This window comes from Streptomyces sp. NPDC038213 (assembly GCF_055600495.1).
Genome location: NZ_JBVJYM010000022.1, coordinates 43,096 through 60,074, shown reverse-complemented (window position 1 = coordinate 60,074; position 16,979 = coordinate 43,096). Strand labels below are relative to the sequence as shown.

Genomic DNA, 16,979 nt, shown 5'->3' with positions numbered 1-16,979 from the left:
AGTTGCCCGCGATGACCCCTGACTCCTCTCCCGACAGGCGCCACGCACGCGCCCTGGCCAGTCTGCGCGGACTGGCGGTGGGTGACGCCCTGGGCTCCCAGTTCTTCGTCCCCGCGAACCTCCCCCTTCTCAAGCGCCGCGAGCTGCCCCCCGGCCCCTGGCAGTGGACCGACGACACCGAGATGGCCTGCTCCGTGCTGGCCGTGCTGGCCGGGCACGGCCGGATCGACCAGGACGCCCTCGCGGCCTCCTTCGCCGAGCACCACGACTTCGACCGCGGCTACGGGCCCGCCGTGAACCGGATGCTCCGCCTCGTCCGCGAGGGGGCCGACTGGCGCGAGCTCGCGGCCGCCCTGTTCAACGGCCAGGGCTCCTGGGGCAACGGCGCGGCCATGCGCATCGCGCCCCTGGGCGCCTGGTACGCCGACGACCCCGAGCAGGCCACGCACCAGGCCGAGATCTCCGCTTACACCACCCACCAGCACCGTGAGGCCGTCTGCGGGGCCATGGCGGTGGCCGCCGCGGCCGCCCTCGCCGCGAACCCCCAGGGCCCCCCGGGACCGGCGGAACTCCTCGACGGCGTGATCGCGCTGGTGCCGCGCAGCGCGGTGGGCGCGGGGCTGCGCCGGGCGCGCGACATGCTCGACTACGGCGACGCCACGACCGTGGCGGCCGTACTCGGCTGCGGGCGGCGCACCACGGCGCACGACACGGTGCCCTTCGCGCTGTGGTCGGCCGCGCGCGCCCTCGGCGACTTCGAGAAGGCCTTCTGGACCACGGCCCGGGTCGGCGGCGACGTCGACACCACCTGCGCCATCGTCGGCGGGGTCCTCGGCGGGCGCGGGCCCGGAGCCGTACCGGAGGCCTGGGGCAAGCAGACGGAGGCGCTGCCCGCCTGGCTGCCGGAGGGGCCGGCCGGAATGTGACGGACTCGGCGCCGGACGGCGGGACCGTCCGGCGCCGGAGCCGGGGCAGCCAGTGCACGGAACGCTGCGTTTGTGGTTGCGAGGGAGTGTTTCGCATCGTGTGTGCGCAGGCCCCATCGCGTGCCCGATTTTTCGAGCGATTCGGCTTCGGCGTTGCCTTGCCGGGGTCGGGAATGGCGTGAGCCGGGCGGTGTGCGAAAGCAAAATCTGCGGGCGGGCCGTAGCGGAGGATGGGAGTCCGTCCGCGGCGCCCGTGCCCGAGGGCTGAGAGGGGGGTGGCCCGGGGTGTCGCGGGCGTACCGGGCGGCGTAACCTTGCTGGCGCCATGCCCTACGAAGCACCCACCCACACCGTCGAGCGCTCCCTCCGCGCCACCACCGGAGCCAAGGTCATCGCCGGGGTCGACGAGGTCGGCCGAGGGGCCTGGGCCGGTCCGGTCACCGTCTGCGCGGCGATCACAGGCCTGCGCCGCCCGCCCGAAGGACTCACCGACTCCAAACTGCTCACCCCCAGGCGCCGCGACGTGCTCGCGGAGGTCCTGGAGCAGTGGGTCACCGCGTACGCACTCGGCGACGCCTCCCCCGAGGAGATCGACGCGCTCGGCATGACGGCGGCGCTGCGCCTCGCGGCGGTACGGGCCCTGGAGGCCCTGCCGGTCCGCCCCGACGCGGTGATCCTCGACGGGAAGCACGACTACCTGGGCGCCCCCTGGCGGGTGCGGACCGTGATCAAGGGGGACCGGTCCTGTGTCGCGGTGGCCGCGGCCTCCGTGATCGCCAAGGTCCGCCGCGACCGGATGATGGCCGAACTGGGCATCGGCAGAGAAGACTTCGCCTTCGCGGACAACGCCGGCTATCCCTCGCCGGTGCACCGCGCGGCGCTGGAGGAGCGGGGGCCGACCCCGTACCACCGGCTCTCCTGGTCGTACCTCGACGGGCTGCCGCAGTGGCAGCACCTGAAGAAGGTGCGCAGGAGCGAGGAAGCGCTGGAACTGGAAAACGGAGGCCAACTCGGCTTCGATTTCTGACCGGACGGCCGTGTGCCACGCACGGCAGGCGCCACCTGCACCACCTGCACCACGCGCCGGTAGGACTCGTACCGGCGTCCCACAGACCGACTTCACGCCTCTCAGCACCGAGGAGCCTCAGATTCACGAGAGTGCCCAGGGTCCCCGCGTCACCCCGGCCCCCGGCCCGGTCGCGCAGACCCCCCGTCCCGTACCTGGTCCGCGTTCCGCCGCCGCCCCGCGGCCCGGACGCCCCGGCCCCGGCCCTGCTGCCCGTCCCGCAGCCGGGGCCACCGCCCCCTCCGTCTCCACCGCCGTCCCGCAGATCCAGCTGATCCCGGCTTCCGCCGAGGGCGCGCTGGACGCGGCCGAGGAGGCCGTCGACCTGCTGCTCGAAACCGGGCGCGCGCCCGGCGACGTCCTGGTCCTGACCACCGGCGAGGCCCACCCGTGGGCCGCGCACGAGCTGTCCTTCGGCGAGGCCTCCTACTGGGCCCAGCACGACGCCCGGGACGACGTCTTCTACGCGGACGCCGCGCACGCGCAGCGCGCCGCGGTCCGTCCGGTGGTCGTGTTCGCGGCCAACGGCGGCGCCGCAGACGCGGTGGCGCGCTCGCTGCCGGCCGCGCTGGGCCGGGCGGGCACGCTCCTGATCGTGTGCGGCGACGCGCAGCAGATCAACTCCGTGCTGGGCGCGGGCGTCTGACGCCCTGTGGTCCCGCCGCGCAGCGGTGGCGGGACCGCCCGGTTTCCCGCCGGCTGGTCCGGCCCGGGGCCATCGCGGCGCCCCGACTGGGGAGAACCGTTCCTCCGGCGGTCAGCGGGCCGCCGTACGGCGCAGGGCCTCGACCGCCCCGCCACCCGTGCGCGGGGTCAGCGAGGCGCCGTCGAGCGCCGTGTCCTCCAGGCGGCTCGGGGTCGAGCCGAGGTCCGGCCGCCGGCCGCCCCGGCCCTCGCCGAGCACCTGCCAGCCGCTGCGCGTCAGCGTGATGTACGCGCCGCAGCGCAGCCCGTGCAGGGTGCAGGCGTCGCGCAGGCCCCACATCCAGGCTCCGTCCTCCTCCGTCCACCGCTCGTCGCCCTCGCGGCAGAACAGCAGGACGGCGGTGCGCACCGGCGTGCGGCGGCGCAGGTCGTGGGGGAGCACCCGGCGCAGCCGCGACAGCAGGGCGTTGCGGTACTCCCAGCCGTCCGCGGAGCGGGTCCGCTGCGTGAAGGAGGCGCTGGCCACGAGCCGGTCCTCGGGCCCGAGGACCGCGAGCACCGCCGTCGAGGGGACGGGGGCGTGCCGGGCGTGGAGTCCGCTGACCGTTTCGCGTGGATTGCGCAGCAGTGGGATGCCTGCCGCGGTCCACTCGGAGGGTTCCAGCAGGCGTCCGTGCCGGCTGGCTGCGGCCCCGGCGGTTCCGGGTGTCGAGGAGACGGCGGGCGGGGCGAATCCGAAGGTCACGGTCCTCCCTTCGGCTGCACGCCCGGCGACGGGCAGGGCTGGGTTACGGCGCGCCGCGGCGCGGCCCTGTGACAGTGCCGAGGAGCCGTGCGGGAGCTCTCCCAATTCTTGCGTGGCCCGTCAGGGCGCGGCAACGAGCAATTGGTCCGGCCGACCGGATTCGGACGGTATGCCGTTCATATCCTTGCCCAGCTGCAACGCTGCTGACGCATCCGGCTCTGCGGCAACCGTCGGGACCAGCGGAAACACCCCTGCGGCCGGGTGCCCGCGCCGGGCCGGGGAACCCCTCGGGGGCGGTGGCCACAACGGCCGGAATCCGCTGACGGCTCCTCACTGCGCCGCGGGGCCCGCCGGTTCAGCCCTGGACGGCGAGGACGAGCGGGAGCACCCCGGCCGCCCCCGCCTGCCGCAGCAGCCGCGCGGCCACCGCGAGGGTCCACCCGGTCTCCGTGAAATCGTCCACGAGCAGCACCGGCCCGTCCGCCTCCTTGACCGCCTGTGCCAGCTCCGGGGACACGAGGAGCGAGCCGCTGAGGGCGCGCAGGCGCTGGGCGCTGTTGGAGCGCGGCACGCGGGCCCCGTACTCCTCCGCGTACTCCACCGATCCGAGCAGCGGCAGCCGCCCGACCCGCGCCACGTGCTCGCCCAGCGAGCCGATCAGCCGGGGCCGGCTGCGGGAGGCGACCGTGACCACCCCGGCGGGCCGCGCCGGGGCGCCGGGTCCGCCCGAGGCCCAGCCGCCGGGCCCCTTCGCCCAGTCGGCGAGCACACCGACCACGGCGTCGGCCACATCGCCGGGCACCGGCTCGTCGGGCGCCTGCGCGGCGAACAGCGGGCGCAGCCGGTTGCCCCAGCCGATGTCCGACAGCCTGCCCAGCGCCCGACCCGTCAGGGCCTGCTCGTCCTCCGGGATGCGCCCCTTGAGGGAGACGCCGATCGCGGGCAGCCCCGTCGGCCACATCCGGCGGGGATCCACCTCCACGCCCGCACGGACCAGATCGCCGCGGGCCGCGTCCAGGGCGGCACCGGACACGTCGGCCGTGAAGCGGGCCCCGGAGCAGTTGTCGCAGCGGCCGCAGGGGGCCGCCTCCTCGTCGTCCAGCTGACGCCGCAGGAACTCCATCCGGCAGCCGGTCGAGGCGGCGTAGTCCCGCATCGCCTGCTGCTCGGCGGCCCGCTGCCGGGCCACCCAGGCGTACCGCTCGGTGTCGTAGGCCCAGGGCGCGCCCGTGGCCGTCCAGCCACCCTTGACGCGGTGCACCGCGCCGTCCACGTCGAGGACCTTGAGCATGGTCTCCAGCCGCGAGCGCCGCAGCTCCACGAGGGGCTCCAGCGCGGGCAGCGACATCGGCTTCTCCGCGCGCGCCAGCACCTCGAGGGTGCGGCGGACGAGCTCCTCCGGGGGGAAGGCCAGCGAGGCGAAGTACTCCCAGATCGCGGAGTCCTCCCGGCCCGGCAGGAGCAGCACCTCCGCGTGCTCCACCCCGCGGCCGGCGCGGCCGACCTGCTGGTAGTACGCGATGGGCGAGGCGGGCGAGCCGAGGTGGATCACGAAGCCGAGGTCGGGCTTGTCGAAGCCCATGCCGAGCGCCGAGGTGGCGACCAGGGCCTTGACCCTGTTGGCCAGCAGGTCCTCCTCCGCCTGCTGGCGCTCGGCGTTCTCCGTCTTGCCGGTGTACGAGGCGACGGTGTGCCCGCGCTGCCGCAGGAACGCCGTGACCTCCTCGGCCGCCGCGACCGTGAGCGTGTACACGATCCCGGAGCCGGGCAGCTCGTCGAGGTGGTCGGCGAGCCAGGCCAGGCGGCGGGCGGCGTCGGGCAGGTGCAGCACGCTCAGGCTCAGGCTCTCGCGGTCCAGCGGGCCGCGCAGCACCAGCGCGTCCGAGCCGCCGCCCGTACCCAGCTGCTCGGCTACGTCCGCCGTCACGCGGGCGTTGGCCGTGGCGGTGGTGGCGAGCACCGGGACCCCCGCCGGGAGCTCGGCGAGCATCGTGCGCAGGCGCCGGTAGTCCGGCCGGAAGTCGTGCCCCCAGTCGGAGATGCAGTGGGCCTCGTCGACCACCAGGAGACCGGTCGCGGCCGCGAGCGTGGGCAGGACGTTGTCCCTGAAGTCGGGGTTGTTGAGGCGCTCGGGGGACACCAGCAGCACGTCGACGGTCCCCTCGGCCATCTCGGCCCGGACGTCCTCCCACTCCTCCGTGTTGGACGAGTTGATCGTCCGGGCGCGGATTCCGGCCCGGGCCGCGGCGTCGACCTGGTTGCGCATCAGCGCCAGAAGCGGGCTGACGATCACGGTCGGGCCGCTGCCGCGCTCGCGCAGCAGGGCGGTCGCCACGAAGTACACGGCGGACTTGCCCCAGCCCGTGCGCTGCACCACCAGGGCGCGGCGCCGGTCGGCGACGAGCGCCTCGATGGCCAGCCACTGGTCCTCGCGCAGCCGGGCCCGGCCGGTCGCGTCCCCGACGAGGCGGGCGAGGACGGTGTCGGCGGCGGTGCGCAGCTCCGTGCTGTTCGTGTGCTCCATGGGCCCATCCAACAGGACGGGTCGGACATCCGCGGCCCCGAGCGCGCGTGAGCCGCCCGGGCCGGGCGGTGGCGGTGGTGCCCCGGGGAGGGGAGGAGGGGGAGGAGGGGGGAGCGTTCCGGCGGCGGGGCAGGATACGCCGTGCCGCGGAACGGTGCACCGGCCTGTGGACGGCCGCTGTCCACAGGGGTCGCGGGACCGGCGGGGTCCGCGGGACCGTCGTGGCATGACGAACCACAGCGAATCGGCGGGGTCCTGCTCCGTCGGCCAGATCACCCTGCGCAGCCCCGGCGAGCTCGCCGACGCCCTGCCCTACATGGTCGGCTTCCACCCGACCGACTCCCTCGTGATGATCGCGGTGCACGGCGAGGCCGGCCGTTTCGGCGGCCGCCTGCGCGTCGGGATCCCGCGCGCGCCCGCCGAATGGGACGAGCTGGCCGCGGAAGTGGCCCAGTGCCTGGTGTCGGGCAGCGAGCGCCGCTCGGGCCGCCCCGACGCCATCGTGGTCTTCCTGTGCCGCGATCCCGAGGAGGGCGAGAGCGCGCACCGCGTCAGCGAGCTGCTGCGGCCGCTGGCCCAGAAGCTCCGGCTGGCCTGCGGGGCGCTCGACGTCCCGGTCATGGAGGCGCTGTGCATCTCCGGCGGCCGGTACTGGTCCTACTGCTGCCCCGATCCGCGCTGCTGCCCTCCGGAGGGCACCGCCCTCGCCCTCCCCGGCACCTCGGTCGCCGCCGCGACCGCCGCGTACGCGGGCATCCGGGTGCGCGGGTCCCTGCGCGAACTGGAGGGCAGGCTGGCCCCGTTGCAGGGGGCCGCGGCCCGCGCCCAGGGCCGGGCCCTCGACGAGGCCGCCGCCGACCTCCTGCCCCGCATGCTCGACGGCGCCACCCGGGCCGAGGTCGGAGCCGACACCCTCGCCCTGGCGCGGGCGGTACGGCACCGGTTCGCCCAGGCGCCGCCCGCCGACACGGGCCCGGCCGCCGACGACTGGGACGACGCCCTGATCGGGGACGCCGAGGCGGCCTCCCTGCTCCTCGGGCTCCAGGACCGCGAGATCCGCGATATCGCGGCCGAGTGGATGGAGGGGGAGGAGGCGCCGCCCGCCCTGCGGCTGTGGCGGGCCCTCGCCCGCCGCTGCGTGGAGGGGTACGCCGAGCACGCCGCGCCCCCGCTGACCCTGGCCGGCTGGGTGGCCTGGTCCACGGGCGACGAGCCGTACGCCCGCATCGCGCTGTCCCTGGCCCTGCGCGCCGATCCCGAATACCGCTTCGCCGAACTCCTCCACCACGCCTGCAACGAGGAGCTGGACCCGGAGACCCTCCGCGCCTGCCTGCGCGAGGAGCGGCGGCGGCGCGAGCGGCCGGCCCGGCACCGGCGCGCCGCGCCGTCCCCCGTGCGCGGCGGCAGCCCGTCGGGGCGGGCGGCCCGCTCCGGCTCCCCGAAGTCGCGCCGGCCCGCACCTGCCGCGGCCCGCGGCCGGCGGGAGGGGTCCGCTGCAGGGCACCCGGCCGGGCCGGGCCCGGCGCCGGCGCCGTGAGCACGGACCCGGCCGCCCGCGCGGGCGGTCTCAGGAGGGCGCGGCGGGGCGGCGGAGCGCAGGGCGTGCCTGACCCGCCCCGGGTGGCGGCCTGCCTGGTCCGCACCCGGGCCGCCCTGGTCCGGTCCTGGGCGGGAGGTGCCGCGTCAGTGCCCCTGCGCGGCCGGAGGCTGCTGCGCGGGGCCGTCGGGGCGGTGCTCCGGGCGGTGGTGCGGGTGCGCGGGCGGCGGCCGGGCCGTGACCCGGTGCGGCATCGGCGCGTTCAGGTGGTTGGTGGAGGGGGCCCTCCCGCGCCGCCGCACCATCCGGCACGCAGACAAGGCGAGACATGCCCCACCCCGTTCCCCCCGCGCGCAGACCCGCCTCCGGAGCCGTTCCGGGCGGCCGCCCGGCCCCCGGCGCCGCCGCCGGGGCCGACCGCCGCACCGCCGAACTCCCGCCCGTCCACGGGGCCGTGGTCTGCGTCCTCGCCCCCTGCCTGGCCATCTCCCCGGAGCACGGCCAGCTCACCGGCCGGGGGCTCGACGGGGTCTACCGCTCCGGCCGCAGGCTCCTGTCCCGGTGCCTGCTCCGGATCGCCGGCCGGGACCCTGTGGCCCTCCGCAGCCGCAGGCTCGGCGCCGACCGGGCCGGGTTCACCTCCACCGTCCGCACCGGCGCCGGGCCGGGGCCCGACCCCGACGTCACCGTCGACCGCGTCCGCCATGCCGACGGCACCGAGCGGATCACCGTCCGCAGCCACGCCGCCCGCCCGCTGCGGCTGCCCGTCGAGCTCTCCCTCGGAACGGACCTCGCCGACCTCGGGGCCGTGGCCGCCGGCAGGCCCGGACCCGAGCTGCCCGCCGCGGTGCACGCGGCCGGACTGCGCTGGAGCCAGGACGGTGCGCAGAGCGTCACCACGGCCGACCCCCCGCCCGACGACGTGCTCGCCGCCCTCGGACTGCTGCGCTGGGAGCTCGCCCTGGCCCCGGGCGAGTCCCGGACCATCGAACTGCGCACGGGGCAGGAGCGGGCCCCCCGGATCCCCGCCGGGCTGCTGGCCGGAACCCTCGCCGAAGCCGCTGCGGAAGGAGACGACCCGCGCGCCGGGGCCCTGTTCCGCACCAGCCTCGAAGACCTGCGGGCCCTCCTCCTGCGCGATCCGGCAGAGCCCGCCGACTCGTTCGCCGCGGCCGGGGTCCCCTGGCGCTGCGGACTCGCCCCCGCCGAGGCCCTCTGGGCCGCCCGGATGGCCCTCCCGCTCGGCACCGCCCTGGCTGCTGCCACCCTGCGCATCCTGGCGCGCACGCAGACCGCCGGCCGGGGGCCCGGGGCCGGGCACATCCCGGGCCCCCGGCGCGGCGCGGGCCCCGGGCTGCCCCCCGGGTGCACGGGCACCGAGGCCACCCTCGGCTTCCCCGTCCTCCTCGCGGAGGCCCGGCGCTGGGGCCTGGCCGAGAAGGAGGTGGACGCCCTCCTCCCCGCCGCGGAGCGCTGCCTCGCATGGCTGCGGAGCAGCACCGCCGACGACCTGCTCCCCGAGCCCGCGGACGGGCCCCGGCGCTGCGAGACCCAGGCCCACGCGCACCGGGCCGCCCTCCTCGGCGCGGACCTCCTCGACGCCTGCAACCGCCCGGGGGCCGCGGAGCTGCGGGACCTGGCCGCCGCCCAGCGCGAGCGCTTCCGCGAGCGCTTCTGGACCGAGGGCCCCTCGGGGGGCTCCCCGGCCGCCGCCGTCTGGGCCGACGGCCGTCCGCTGCCCTACCTGCCGGGGGCCGCCGCGCACCTGCTCGACACCGGGCTGCTCGGCGGCGGGCGGCTCGCCCCGGGGCTCCTGGACCCCGTACGCGCCGAGCAGCTGGCGCGGCTGCTCGGAGCCCCGGCCATGGACTCGGGCTGGGGGCTGCGCAGCCTGGGGGCCAAGGAGCCGGGGCACAACCCCTTCGGGCACCGGTCGGGGGCGGTGCGCGTCCACGAGACGGCGGTCGCCGTGGCCGGGCTCGCCGCGGCCGGCTTCGAGAAGGAGGCCGGGACCCTGCTGCGCGGGTTCATGGACGCCGCCGAGTCCTTCGGCCACCGGCTGCCCGAGATGTACGCGGCCGAGCAGCGCACGGCGGGCAGCGCCCCGCTGCCGCACCCGGCGGCCTGCCGCCCGGCCGCGGTCGCGGCCGCCTCGGGGCTGCACGTGCTCGTCTCCCTCGCGGGCATCCGCCCGGACGCGCCCGCGGGCACGGTGGCCCTGGCCCCGCTGGCCGGTGCACCCCTGGGGGCCCTCCGGCTGTCGGGGCTCCGGGTGGCGGGGGAGCCGTTCGCGGTCCGGGTGAGCCGGCTCGGGCTGGCGATGGTCGAGGAGGCCGCCGAATCCCTCCAGCTCGGGGTCTGACGCGCAGGAACCGGCGGATCCCGGCCGGATCGGTCCGGATCCCGCCGGTTCCGGCCGGGGTCGTTGAAGGAGATCACGAAAGGACTGTTTATCGTCAGGAAGACGACTATGATCGCGGCATGCCCTACGACCCGTCGGCCTTTCCGCCCTTCGCCGTCACCGTCGACCTGGTCGTGCTCACCGTGCGGCGCCATGCGCTCTGCGCGCTGGTGGTCCGCCGGGGCGAGCAGCCGTACCAGGGCCGCTGGGCGCTCCCCGGCGGCTTCGTCCGGGGGGACGAGGACCTGAACGCCGCCGCCGCCCGGGAGCTCGCCGAGGAGACCGGCCTGTGCGCCCACGACCCCGCCGAGCCCGGCGCGGGCAACGGCGCCCACCTGGAACAGCTCGCGACCTACGGGGACCCCGGGCGCGACCCCCGCATGCGCGTGGTCAGCGTGGCCCACCTCGTCCTCGCCCCCGACCTGCCCGCCCCGCGGGCGGGCGGCGACGCCAACAGCGCCCGCTGGGCCCCCGTCGGCGAGGTCCTCGGCACCGACGGCGGGGCCGCGCGGGAGGGCGACGGGCCCGGCGCCCTCGCCTTCGACCACGCGCTGATCCTCGCCGACGGGATCGAGCGCGCCCGTTCGAAGATCGAGTACTCCTCGCTGGCCACCGCCTTCTGCCCGCCCGAGTTCACCGTGGGCGAGCTGCGCCGGGTGTACGAGGCGGTCTGGGGGGTCGCGCTGGACCCGCGCAACTTCCACCGGAAGGTGACGGGGACCCCCGGCTTCCTGGTGCCGGCGGGCGGGACGACGACCCGTCAGGGCGGCCGCCCCGCGCAGCTGTTCCGGGCCGGCGGCGCCACCCTGCTCAACCCGCCCATGCTCCGGCCGGAGGTCTGAGGGCGGCCGGAGGAGCACAGTTCCGGATGCGCCGGGCCGCGTTACGTTGTAAAGCGGACATATCGGGTTATCTTCCGGTGGTATTCGCCGCCCCGCAGAGCGGTCTTCACCACCCGCGAGAGAAGCGATGCTCCAGGCCATCGGACTGACCAGTGCCCCCCGCAGAGACCTCCCGCCCGCCGTGGACGACCTCACGTTCGAGGCCCGGCCCGGCCGGGTGACCGCCCTGCTCGGTGAACCGGGTGCGGGCAAGACGACCGCCCTCCGGCTGATGCTCGAGCTGGAACAGGGCCGCGGAGTCACGTACTTCCGCGGACGCCCCCTGCACCGCATCGCCCACCCCTCCCGCGAGGTGGGCGCCCTCCTCGGAGACGTGCCCGGCCACCCCGCCCGCACGGTCCGCGGCCAGCTGCGGATGCTCTGCGCCGCAGTCGGGGTGCAGGCCTCCCGCGCCGACGAGATGCTCGACGTCGTCGGCATGGCCGGGCTGCGCGACCAGCGCCTCGGCACCCTCTCGGCCGGGATGGACCGCCGGCTCGGGCTGGCCGCCGCCCTGCTGGCCGACCCCTGCACCCTGCTGCTCGACGAGCCCGCCGCGGACCTCTCCGCCCGCGAACAGGCCTGGCTCCACGGCCTGCTGCGCAGCCACGCCGAACTCGGCGGCGCCGTGCTCTTCACCACCGCCGACCCCAAGGAGGCCGCGCGCAGCGCCGACCGGGTCGTCAGCATCGACGGCGGACGCCTCGTGGCCGACCAGGAGGCGGCCGACTTCGCCCGCACCCGCCTGCGCCCCCGCGTCGCCGTCCGCACCCCGCACGCCCCCCGCCTCGCCGCCCTGCTCGGCCGCGAGGCCCGCGCCGCCAAGAAGTCCGTCGAGGTGGTCGAGGAGGGCGGCAACCGCCTCTCCGTCTACGGCAGCACCTGCGCCGAGATCGGCGAGACGGCCTTCCTCCACGGGGTCCTGGTCCACCAGCTCGCCGACGAGACCGGCGACTCCGGCCCCTCGGTGCCCCGTCCGGCCGCCGCTCCGGACGGCGCCGCAGCCACCGCGGCGGCCTCGGCGCCGCCCGCCGCGACCACCGCCGAGGCGGGCGGCGGCCCGGTGCAGCGCCCGTACGCGGAGAGCACCGCCCCCGTGTCCGCGGTGCGGCGCGTCGGCGGCCCGCTGCGGCCCTTCCGCTACGAACTGCGCCGCACCTTCGGCACCCGCACCGCCGCCGTTGTGGCCGCGGCCTCCGTCCTCGCCTCCGCCCTCCTGACCCTCTTCCTCGCCCGCTCCGGCGGGCTGCCGCAGCCCCGGCTGCTGGCGGCCTGGCCCGCGCTGCTGCCGCTGCCGCCTGCCGCCCTGGGCGCCGGCCTGCTGGGCGCCCTGGCCTTCGGCGAGGAGTACCGCTACCCCGCCCTCGCGGCCGACCGCGGCACCGTCCCGCGCCGCCTGGGCCTGCTGAGCGCCAAGCTCGCCGTCACCGCCGCGCTCGCCCTGCTGATCGGCGCCCTCGCCGTCGTGGCCGACGGGGCCGCGCTGCGGCTCGTCTTCGACACCGACCTGGTGCGCGTCCCCCGCGAGTGGCTCTCCCCGGCCGCCAGCTGGGCGGGACTGCTGGTCGGCTGCGCCTGGGCCGGCGTGCTCGCCTCGGGCGTGTTCCGCTCGGCCGCGGCGGGGCTGGCCGCCGTACTCGCCGTGCCGGTGCTGGTGGTGCCGCTCGTGCGGAAGGCGTTCGCGGGACCGTCGGCGTACGACATGTCGGGGATCGCCGAGCGGCTGCGCGGGACGGCGTGGGCCCAGTGGCCCCCGGAGGCGGACCGGTTGCTCCTCGGGGCCTTCCGGGTACTGGCCCAACCCGTGGGTGCGGCACTGGCGTTGTCGCTCGTGGTCCTGTTGTGCGCGTATGGGTTCACGGGGCTTCGGAGCCGGGTCCGTTGGTGACCGGTTCCGCATCCAAGGTGCCAAGATCCACCCCGACGGACCACAACTCCCCGTAAAAGGCCCGGTTCTTTACGATAAGTCGTCAATTGCGCAGGTGGCACCGATCACCCTTTCGTGTGCTTTTCACCAAAGACCTCAAGGGCCGCCGGACCGCGGCCGACAAAGGATGCGTGAGTACCCTTGCGCACACCATGATGACCGCCGCCCGCCACGCCGACTCCGGCCTCGCCGGCCCGGGCGAACTCGACCGCTACCCCTACGCGGAGGCCGCTGCGCCCGACCGCGTCGGTGCGCCCCGCTGGGACGGCCCCGACGTCGAGTTGAGCCGGGTCGGCCGCCGCGCCGCGGGCAGCCGCGGCCGCGGACTGCACGGCCAACTCGTCCAGCAGCTCGGCCAGATGATCGTCTCCGGCGACCTCGGCGCCGACCGCCCGCTCGTGCCCGAGGAGATCGGCCAGCGCTTCGAGGTCTCCCGCACCGTCGTCCGCGAGTCCCTGCGCGTCCTGGAAGCCAAGGGGCTCGTCAGCGCGCGCCCGAACGTCGGCACGCGGGTCCGCCCGGTCAGCGACTGGAACCTCCTCGACCCGGACATCATCGAGTGGCGCGCCTTCGGGCCGCAGCGCGACGACCAGCGCCGCGAGCTCAACGAGCTCCGCTGGACCATCGAGCCCCTCGCCGCCCGGCTCGCCGCGGGCCACGGCCGCCCCGACGTCCAGCAGCGCCTGTCGGACATGGTCGAGATCATGGGCCACGCCCTCGCCCAGGGGGACGCGATCACCTTCTCGCGGGCGGACAACGAGTTCCACGCCCTCCTGATCCAGGTCGCGGGCAACCGGATGCTGGAGCACCTCTCCGGCATCGTCTCCTCGGCCCTCCACGTCTCCGGCGGCCCCGTCACCTCCTGCGACCGCCCCAGCGAGTCCTCCGTGGCCCACCACGGGCGCATCGTCGAGGCCCTCGCCGCCGGCGACTCCCAGGGCGCCGAGAACGCCATGCGCCAGCTGCTGACCGTCCACCCTGAGGTGGAGCGCGTGGTCCCGGCACCGCGCGAGCACTGACGCATGGGCCGGGCCTCCCGCCCGGCGGGCGGAACGTGTGTCGCCGGACCCCGCGGGGTCCGGCGACACGGGTCCGGACGGCGCGCCGGGCCGCCGTTACCGCGCCTCGGTACGACCGTATGAGAGGTTTCCGCATGAAGAGGGTGTGACTCGGGCCACGAAGATTGGGCGTAACGCTCCGCGAGGTCTCGCGATGACCTAAGAGGTGATGGTCGACGGAGGGAACACAGCAGCCGTTGCGGGCGCTGTGCAGCTCCCCGGCCCCTGCCCGCGCCTCCGGCCCATCCCCGTCGGTGGTCGTCGGCTCCGGTCCAGCACCAGGCCGGGGTCGGAAGCCGTTCCCATCGTTCCGAGAGGTTGTTCGTGTCGGCCAGCACTTCCCGTACGCTCCCGCCGGAGATCGCCGAGTCCGAGTCTGTGATGGCGCTCATCGAGCGAGGCAAGGCCGAGGGTCAGATCGCCGGCGACGATGTGCGTCGGGCCTTCGAGGCTGACCAGATTCCGCCGACCCAGTGGAAGAATGTTCTGCGCAGCCTCAATCAGATCCTCGAGGAAGAGGGTGTGACGCTGATGGTCAGTGCCGCGGAATCCCCCAAGCGGGCCCGCAAGAGCGTCGCAGCCAAGGCCCCCGTCAAGCGGACGGCCACGAAGACCGTGACCGCGAAGGCGGCGGCCGACAGGCCCGCGGCGCCGGCGGCCGGTCCCGCGGACGCGCCCGCCGGGGCGGTGCAGGCCCAGGGTGCGGCGGACACCGGAGCGGAGAGCGCCGCGGACGGTGCGGACGAGACCGCGCCCGCCCCCAGGGCGGCGAAGAAGGCGGCCGCGAAGAAGGCCGCACCCGCCCGGAAGACCGCCGCGAAGAAGACGGCCGCGAAGAAGACCGCGGGCAAGAAGGACTCCGACGAGCCGGGCGAGGAGCAGGGCGAGGAGGGCCCCGGCGCGGGCAAGGGCGACGAGCCCGAGGAGGAGGGCGGCAGCGGCGAGGCCAAGGGGTTTGTGCTCTCCGACGACGACGAGGACGACGCCCCGGCCCAGCAGGTCGCCGTGGCCGGCGCCACCGCCGACCCCGTCAAGGACTACCTCAAGCAGATCGGCAAGGTGCCCCTCCTCAACGCCGAGCAGGAGGTCGAGCTCGCCAAGCGGATCGAGGCCGGCCTGTTCGCCGAGGACAAGCTCGCCAACGCCGACAAGCTCGCCCCCAAGCTCAAGCGCGAGCTGGAGATCATCGCCGAGGACGGCCGCCGGGCCAAGAACCACCTGCTGGAGGCCAACCTCCGCCTCGTGGTCTCGCTGGCCAAGCGCTACACCGGCCGCGGCATGCTCTTCCTGGACCTGATCCAGGAGGGCAACCTGGGCCTGATCCGCGCCGTCGAGAAGTTCGACTACACCAAGGGCTACAAGTTCTCCACGTACGCCACCTGGTGGATCCGCCAGGCGATCACGCGCGCGATGGCGGACCAGGCCCGCACGATCCGCATCCCCGTGCACATGGTCGAGGTCATCAACAAGCTCGCCCGCGTGCAGCGCCAGATGCTCCAGGACCTGGGCCGCGAGCCCACCCCGGAGGAGCTGGCCAAGGAACTCGACATGACCCCCGAGAAGGTCGTCGAAGTCCAGAAGTACGGCCGCGAGCCGATCTCCCTCCACACCCCGCTGGGCGAGGACGGCGACAGCGAGTTCGGCGACCTCATCGAGGACTCCGAGGCCGTGGTCCCGGCCGACGCCGTGTCCTTCACGCTCCTGCAGGAGCAGCTGCACTCGGTTCTGGACACCCTCAGCGAGCGCGAGGCGGGCGTGGTCTCCATGCGCTTCGGGCTCACGGACGGCCAGCCGAAGACCCTCGACGAGATCGGCAAGGTCTACGGCGTGACCCGCGAGCGGATCCGCCAGATCGAGTCGAAGACCATGTCGAAGCTGCGCCACCCGTCCCGCTCCCAGGTCCTGCGCGACTACCTCGACTGAGCCGCCGCGCCGCGCGGCAGGCCCGTCGCCGGAGGCCCGGCACCCCCTCGGGGGGTGCCGGGCCTCCGCCGTGCGCGGGTGCGCACGGCGCCGGGGCGTACCACTCTGGGTGGGGTCACGCACACACGGAGTCAGGAGGCCCTATGCGTCGTCCCTTTGCCCGCACCCTGGCGGGAGCGCTGACCCTGGTGGCGGGGGCGGCCGTGGTGCCGCTGGCCCCCGCCCCGCAGGCCGTCGCGGACAGCGTGGTGGTCGGCGGCAAGCCGGTGCGGGTCTCGGACAGCCCCTGGGTGGTGGCGCTGTCCAGCCGTGACCGGTTCGGGGGTACGCGGGCCGGTCAGTTCTGCGGGGGAGTCGTGGTCGCGCCCACGAAGGTGCTCACGGCCGCCCACTGCCTGGCGCGCCAGGTGCTCGGGGGCCCGCCCGAGGCCGTTCCGGACCTGCGGGTGATCGCCGGGCGCACGGAGCTGCGCTCCGGGGACGGGTACGAGATCCCGGTCGCGGGGGCCTGGGTCAACCCCGCCTACGACCGGCTGACCAATGCGGGAGACCTGGCCGTACTGACCCTCGCCGAAGCGCTCCCGGAACGCTACGTACTCCCGGTGGCCGGTCCGGGTGACGAGGCCTACGCGCCCGGTACGGACGCGGCGGTCTTCGGCTGGGGGGACACGAGCGGCTACGGCGACTACGCGACCGGGCTGCGCTCCACCCGGGTGACGGTCTTCGAGGACGCCGCCTGCGAGGAGGCCTATCCGGGGGGCCCGGACGGCCGCTACCTGCCCGAGGCGATGGTCTGCGCCGGAGACACCGGGGGAGGCCGGGACGCCTGCCAGGGGGACAGCGGCGGGCCCCTGGTGGCCCGCGGGCGGCTGATCGGACTGGTGTCCTGGGGACGGGGCTGCGGACGCGCCGACAGCCCCGGTGTCTACACCCGGATCGCCCCGCTCGCGGGGCTGGTCGCGGGCTGAGGAGCCCCTGCATCCGCTCCGGGCCCGGTCGGGGGCCCGGAGCGGATACGAGGACGGGCGGCCTCCCGGTTCACAGGGGGCCGCCCGTCGACCGGTCTGGACCGGTCCTGGCTCGTCGGGATGTGAGGCCTGTCAGCTTTCCTCGGTGTCGGCGCTGGCCGGAGCGGCCGTGAGCCGATCGGTCTCATCCTGTATTTCCGCGGCGATCTTCTTGAGTTCCGGCTCGAACTTGCGTCCGTGGTGGGCGCAGAAGAGCAGTTCACCGCCGCTCAGCAGGACGACGCGCAGATATGCCTGGGCGCCGCAACGGTCGCATCGGTCAGCGGCCGTCAGCGGGGTCGCGGGTGTCAGAACAGTAGTCACGTCGCCTCTTCTCTA

At 75.7% G+C, this 16,979-nt stretch carries 13 protein-coding genes; 10 read left to right on the top strand and 3 right to left on the bottom strand.

The genetic code is table 11. The features are described from left to right. The first annotated feature begins 11 nt into the window (after positions 1-11). The 3 genes from ACZ7JZ_RS25775 (at position 12) to ACZ7JZ_RS25765 (ending at position 2,638) form a co-directional block, all read left to right on the top strand. Positions 12-926 carry an ADP-ribosylglycohydrolase family protein gene (locus ACZ7JZ_RS25775; protein ID WP_470943236.1) on the top strand — a complete coding sequence of 305 codons (915 nt, stop codon included), beginning with the start codon at positions 12-14 and terminating at the stop codon, positions 924-926. A gap of 325 nt (positions 927-1,251) precedes the next feature. Further along, positions 1,252-1,953, top strand: coding sequence for a ribonuclease HII (locus tag ACZ7JZ_RS25770; RefSeq protein WP_470943234.1), 702 nt, complete (start codon positions 1,252-1,254; stop codon positions 1,951-1,953). Positions 1,954-2,074: 121 nt separating this feature from the next. After that, entirely contained in the window at positions 2,075-2,638 is a 564-nt protein-coding gene (locus tag ACZ7JZ_RS25765) for a hypothetical protein (RefSeq protein WP_470943322.1), read from the top strand. Between the two features lie 111 nt (positions 2,639-2,749). Here ACZ7JZ_RS25765 and ACZ7JZ_RS25760 read toward each other — a convergent pair whose 3' ends face one another. Together ACZ7JZ_RS25760 and ACZ7JZ_RS25755 are read right to left on the bottom strand one after the other, a co-directional pair. After that, positions 2,750-3,382 (bottom strand): hypothetical protein, encoded by a 633-nt coding sequence (locus ACZ7JZ_RS25760; RefSeq protein ID WP_470943233.1) that lies wholly within the window; start codon positions 3,380-3,382, stop codon positions 2,750-2,752. A 355-nt stretch (positions 3,383-3,737) separates the two neighbouring features. Next, on the bottom strand, positions 3,738-5,906 hold the full coding sequence (locus ACZ7JZ_RS25755; RefSeq protein ID WP_470943232.1) for a RecQ family ATP-dependent DNA helicase: 2,169 nt from the start codon (positions 5,904-5,906) through the stop codon (positions 3,738-3,740). Between the two features lie 226 nt (positions 5,907-6,132). On the opposite strand from ACZ7JZ_RS25755, the gene ACZ7JZ_RS25750 reads away from it, so the two are divergent. From ACZ7JZ_RS25750 to ACZ7JZ_RS25720, 7 genes are all read left to right on the top strand, one after another. Further along, complete coding sequence (locus ACZ7JZ_RS25750; RefSeq protein ID WP_470943231.1) at positions 6,133-7,443, top strand: DUF4192 domain-containing protein; 1,311 nt, start codon at positions 6,133-6,135, stop codon at positions 7,441-7,443. Between the two features lie 328 nt (positions 7,444-7,771). After that, a complete protein-coding gene (locus ACZ7JZ_RS25745; RefSeq protein ID WP_470943229.1) occupies positions 7,772-9,805 on the top strand; it encodes a glycogen debranching N-terminal domain-containing protein in 2,034 nt (677 codons plus the stop codon). Between the two features lie 119 nt (positions 9,806-9,924). Next, entirely contained in the window at positions 9,925-10,686 is a 762-nt protein-coding gene (locus ACZ7JZ_RS25740; RefSeq protein WP_470943227.1) for an NUDIX hydrolase, read from the top strand. Between the two features lie 127 nt (positions 10,687-10,813). After that, positions 10,814-12,613, top strand: coding sequence for an ATP-binding cassette domain-containing protein (locus tag ACZ7JZ_RS25735; RefSeq protein ID WP_470943225.1), 1,800 nt, complete (start codon positions 10,814-10,816; stop codon positions 12,611-12,613). 170 nt (positions 12,614-12,783) lie between these two features. Beyond that, a complete protein-coding gene (locus tag ACZ7JZ_RS25730; protein ID WP_470943224.1) occupies positions 12,784-13,671 on the top strand; it encodes a FadR/GntR family transcriptional regulator in 888 nt (295 codons plus the stop codon). 363 nt (positions 13,672-14,034) lie between these two features. Next, a complete protein-coding gene (locus ACZ7JZ_RS25725; RefSeq protein WP_470943223.1) occupies positions 14,035-15,633 on the top strand; it encodes an RNA polymerase sigma factor in 1,599 nt (532 codons plus the stop codon). A 143-nt stretch (positions 15,634-15,776) separates the two neighbouring features. Beyond that, positions 15,777-16,601 carry a S1 family peptidase gene (locus tag ACZ7JZ_RS25720; RefSeq protein ID WP_470943222.1) on the top strand — a complete coding sequence of 275 codons (825 nt, stop codon included), beginning with the start codon at positions 15,777-15,779 and terminating at the stop codon, positions 16,599-16,601. A 132-nt stretch (positions 16,602-16,733) separates the two neighbouring features. Here the strand turns inward: ACZ7JZ_RS25720 and ACZ7JZ_RS25715 are convergent, their stop codons facing one another. After that, complete coding sequence (locus tag ACZ7JZ_RS25715; protein WP_470943221.1) at positions 16,734-16,964, bottom strand: DUF7455 domain-containing protein; 231 nt, start codon at positions 16,962-16,964, stop codon at positions 16,734-16,736. Between the last annotated feature and the right edge of the window lie 15 nt (positions 16,965-16,979).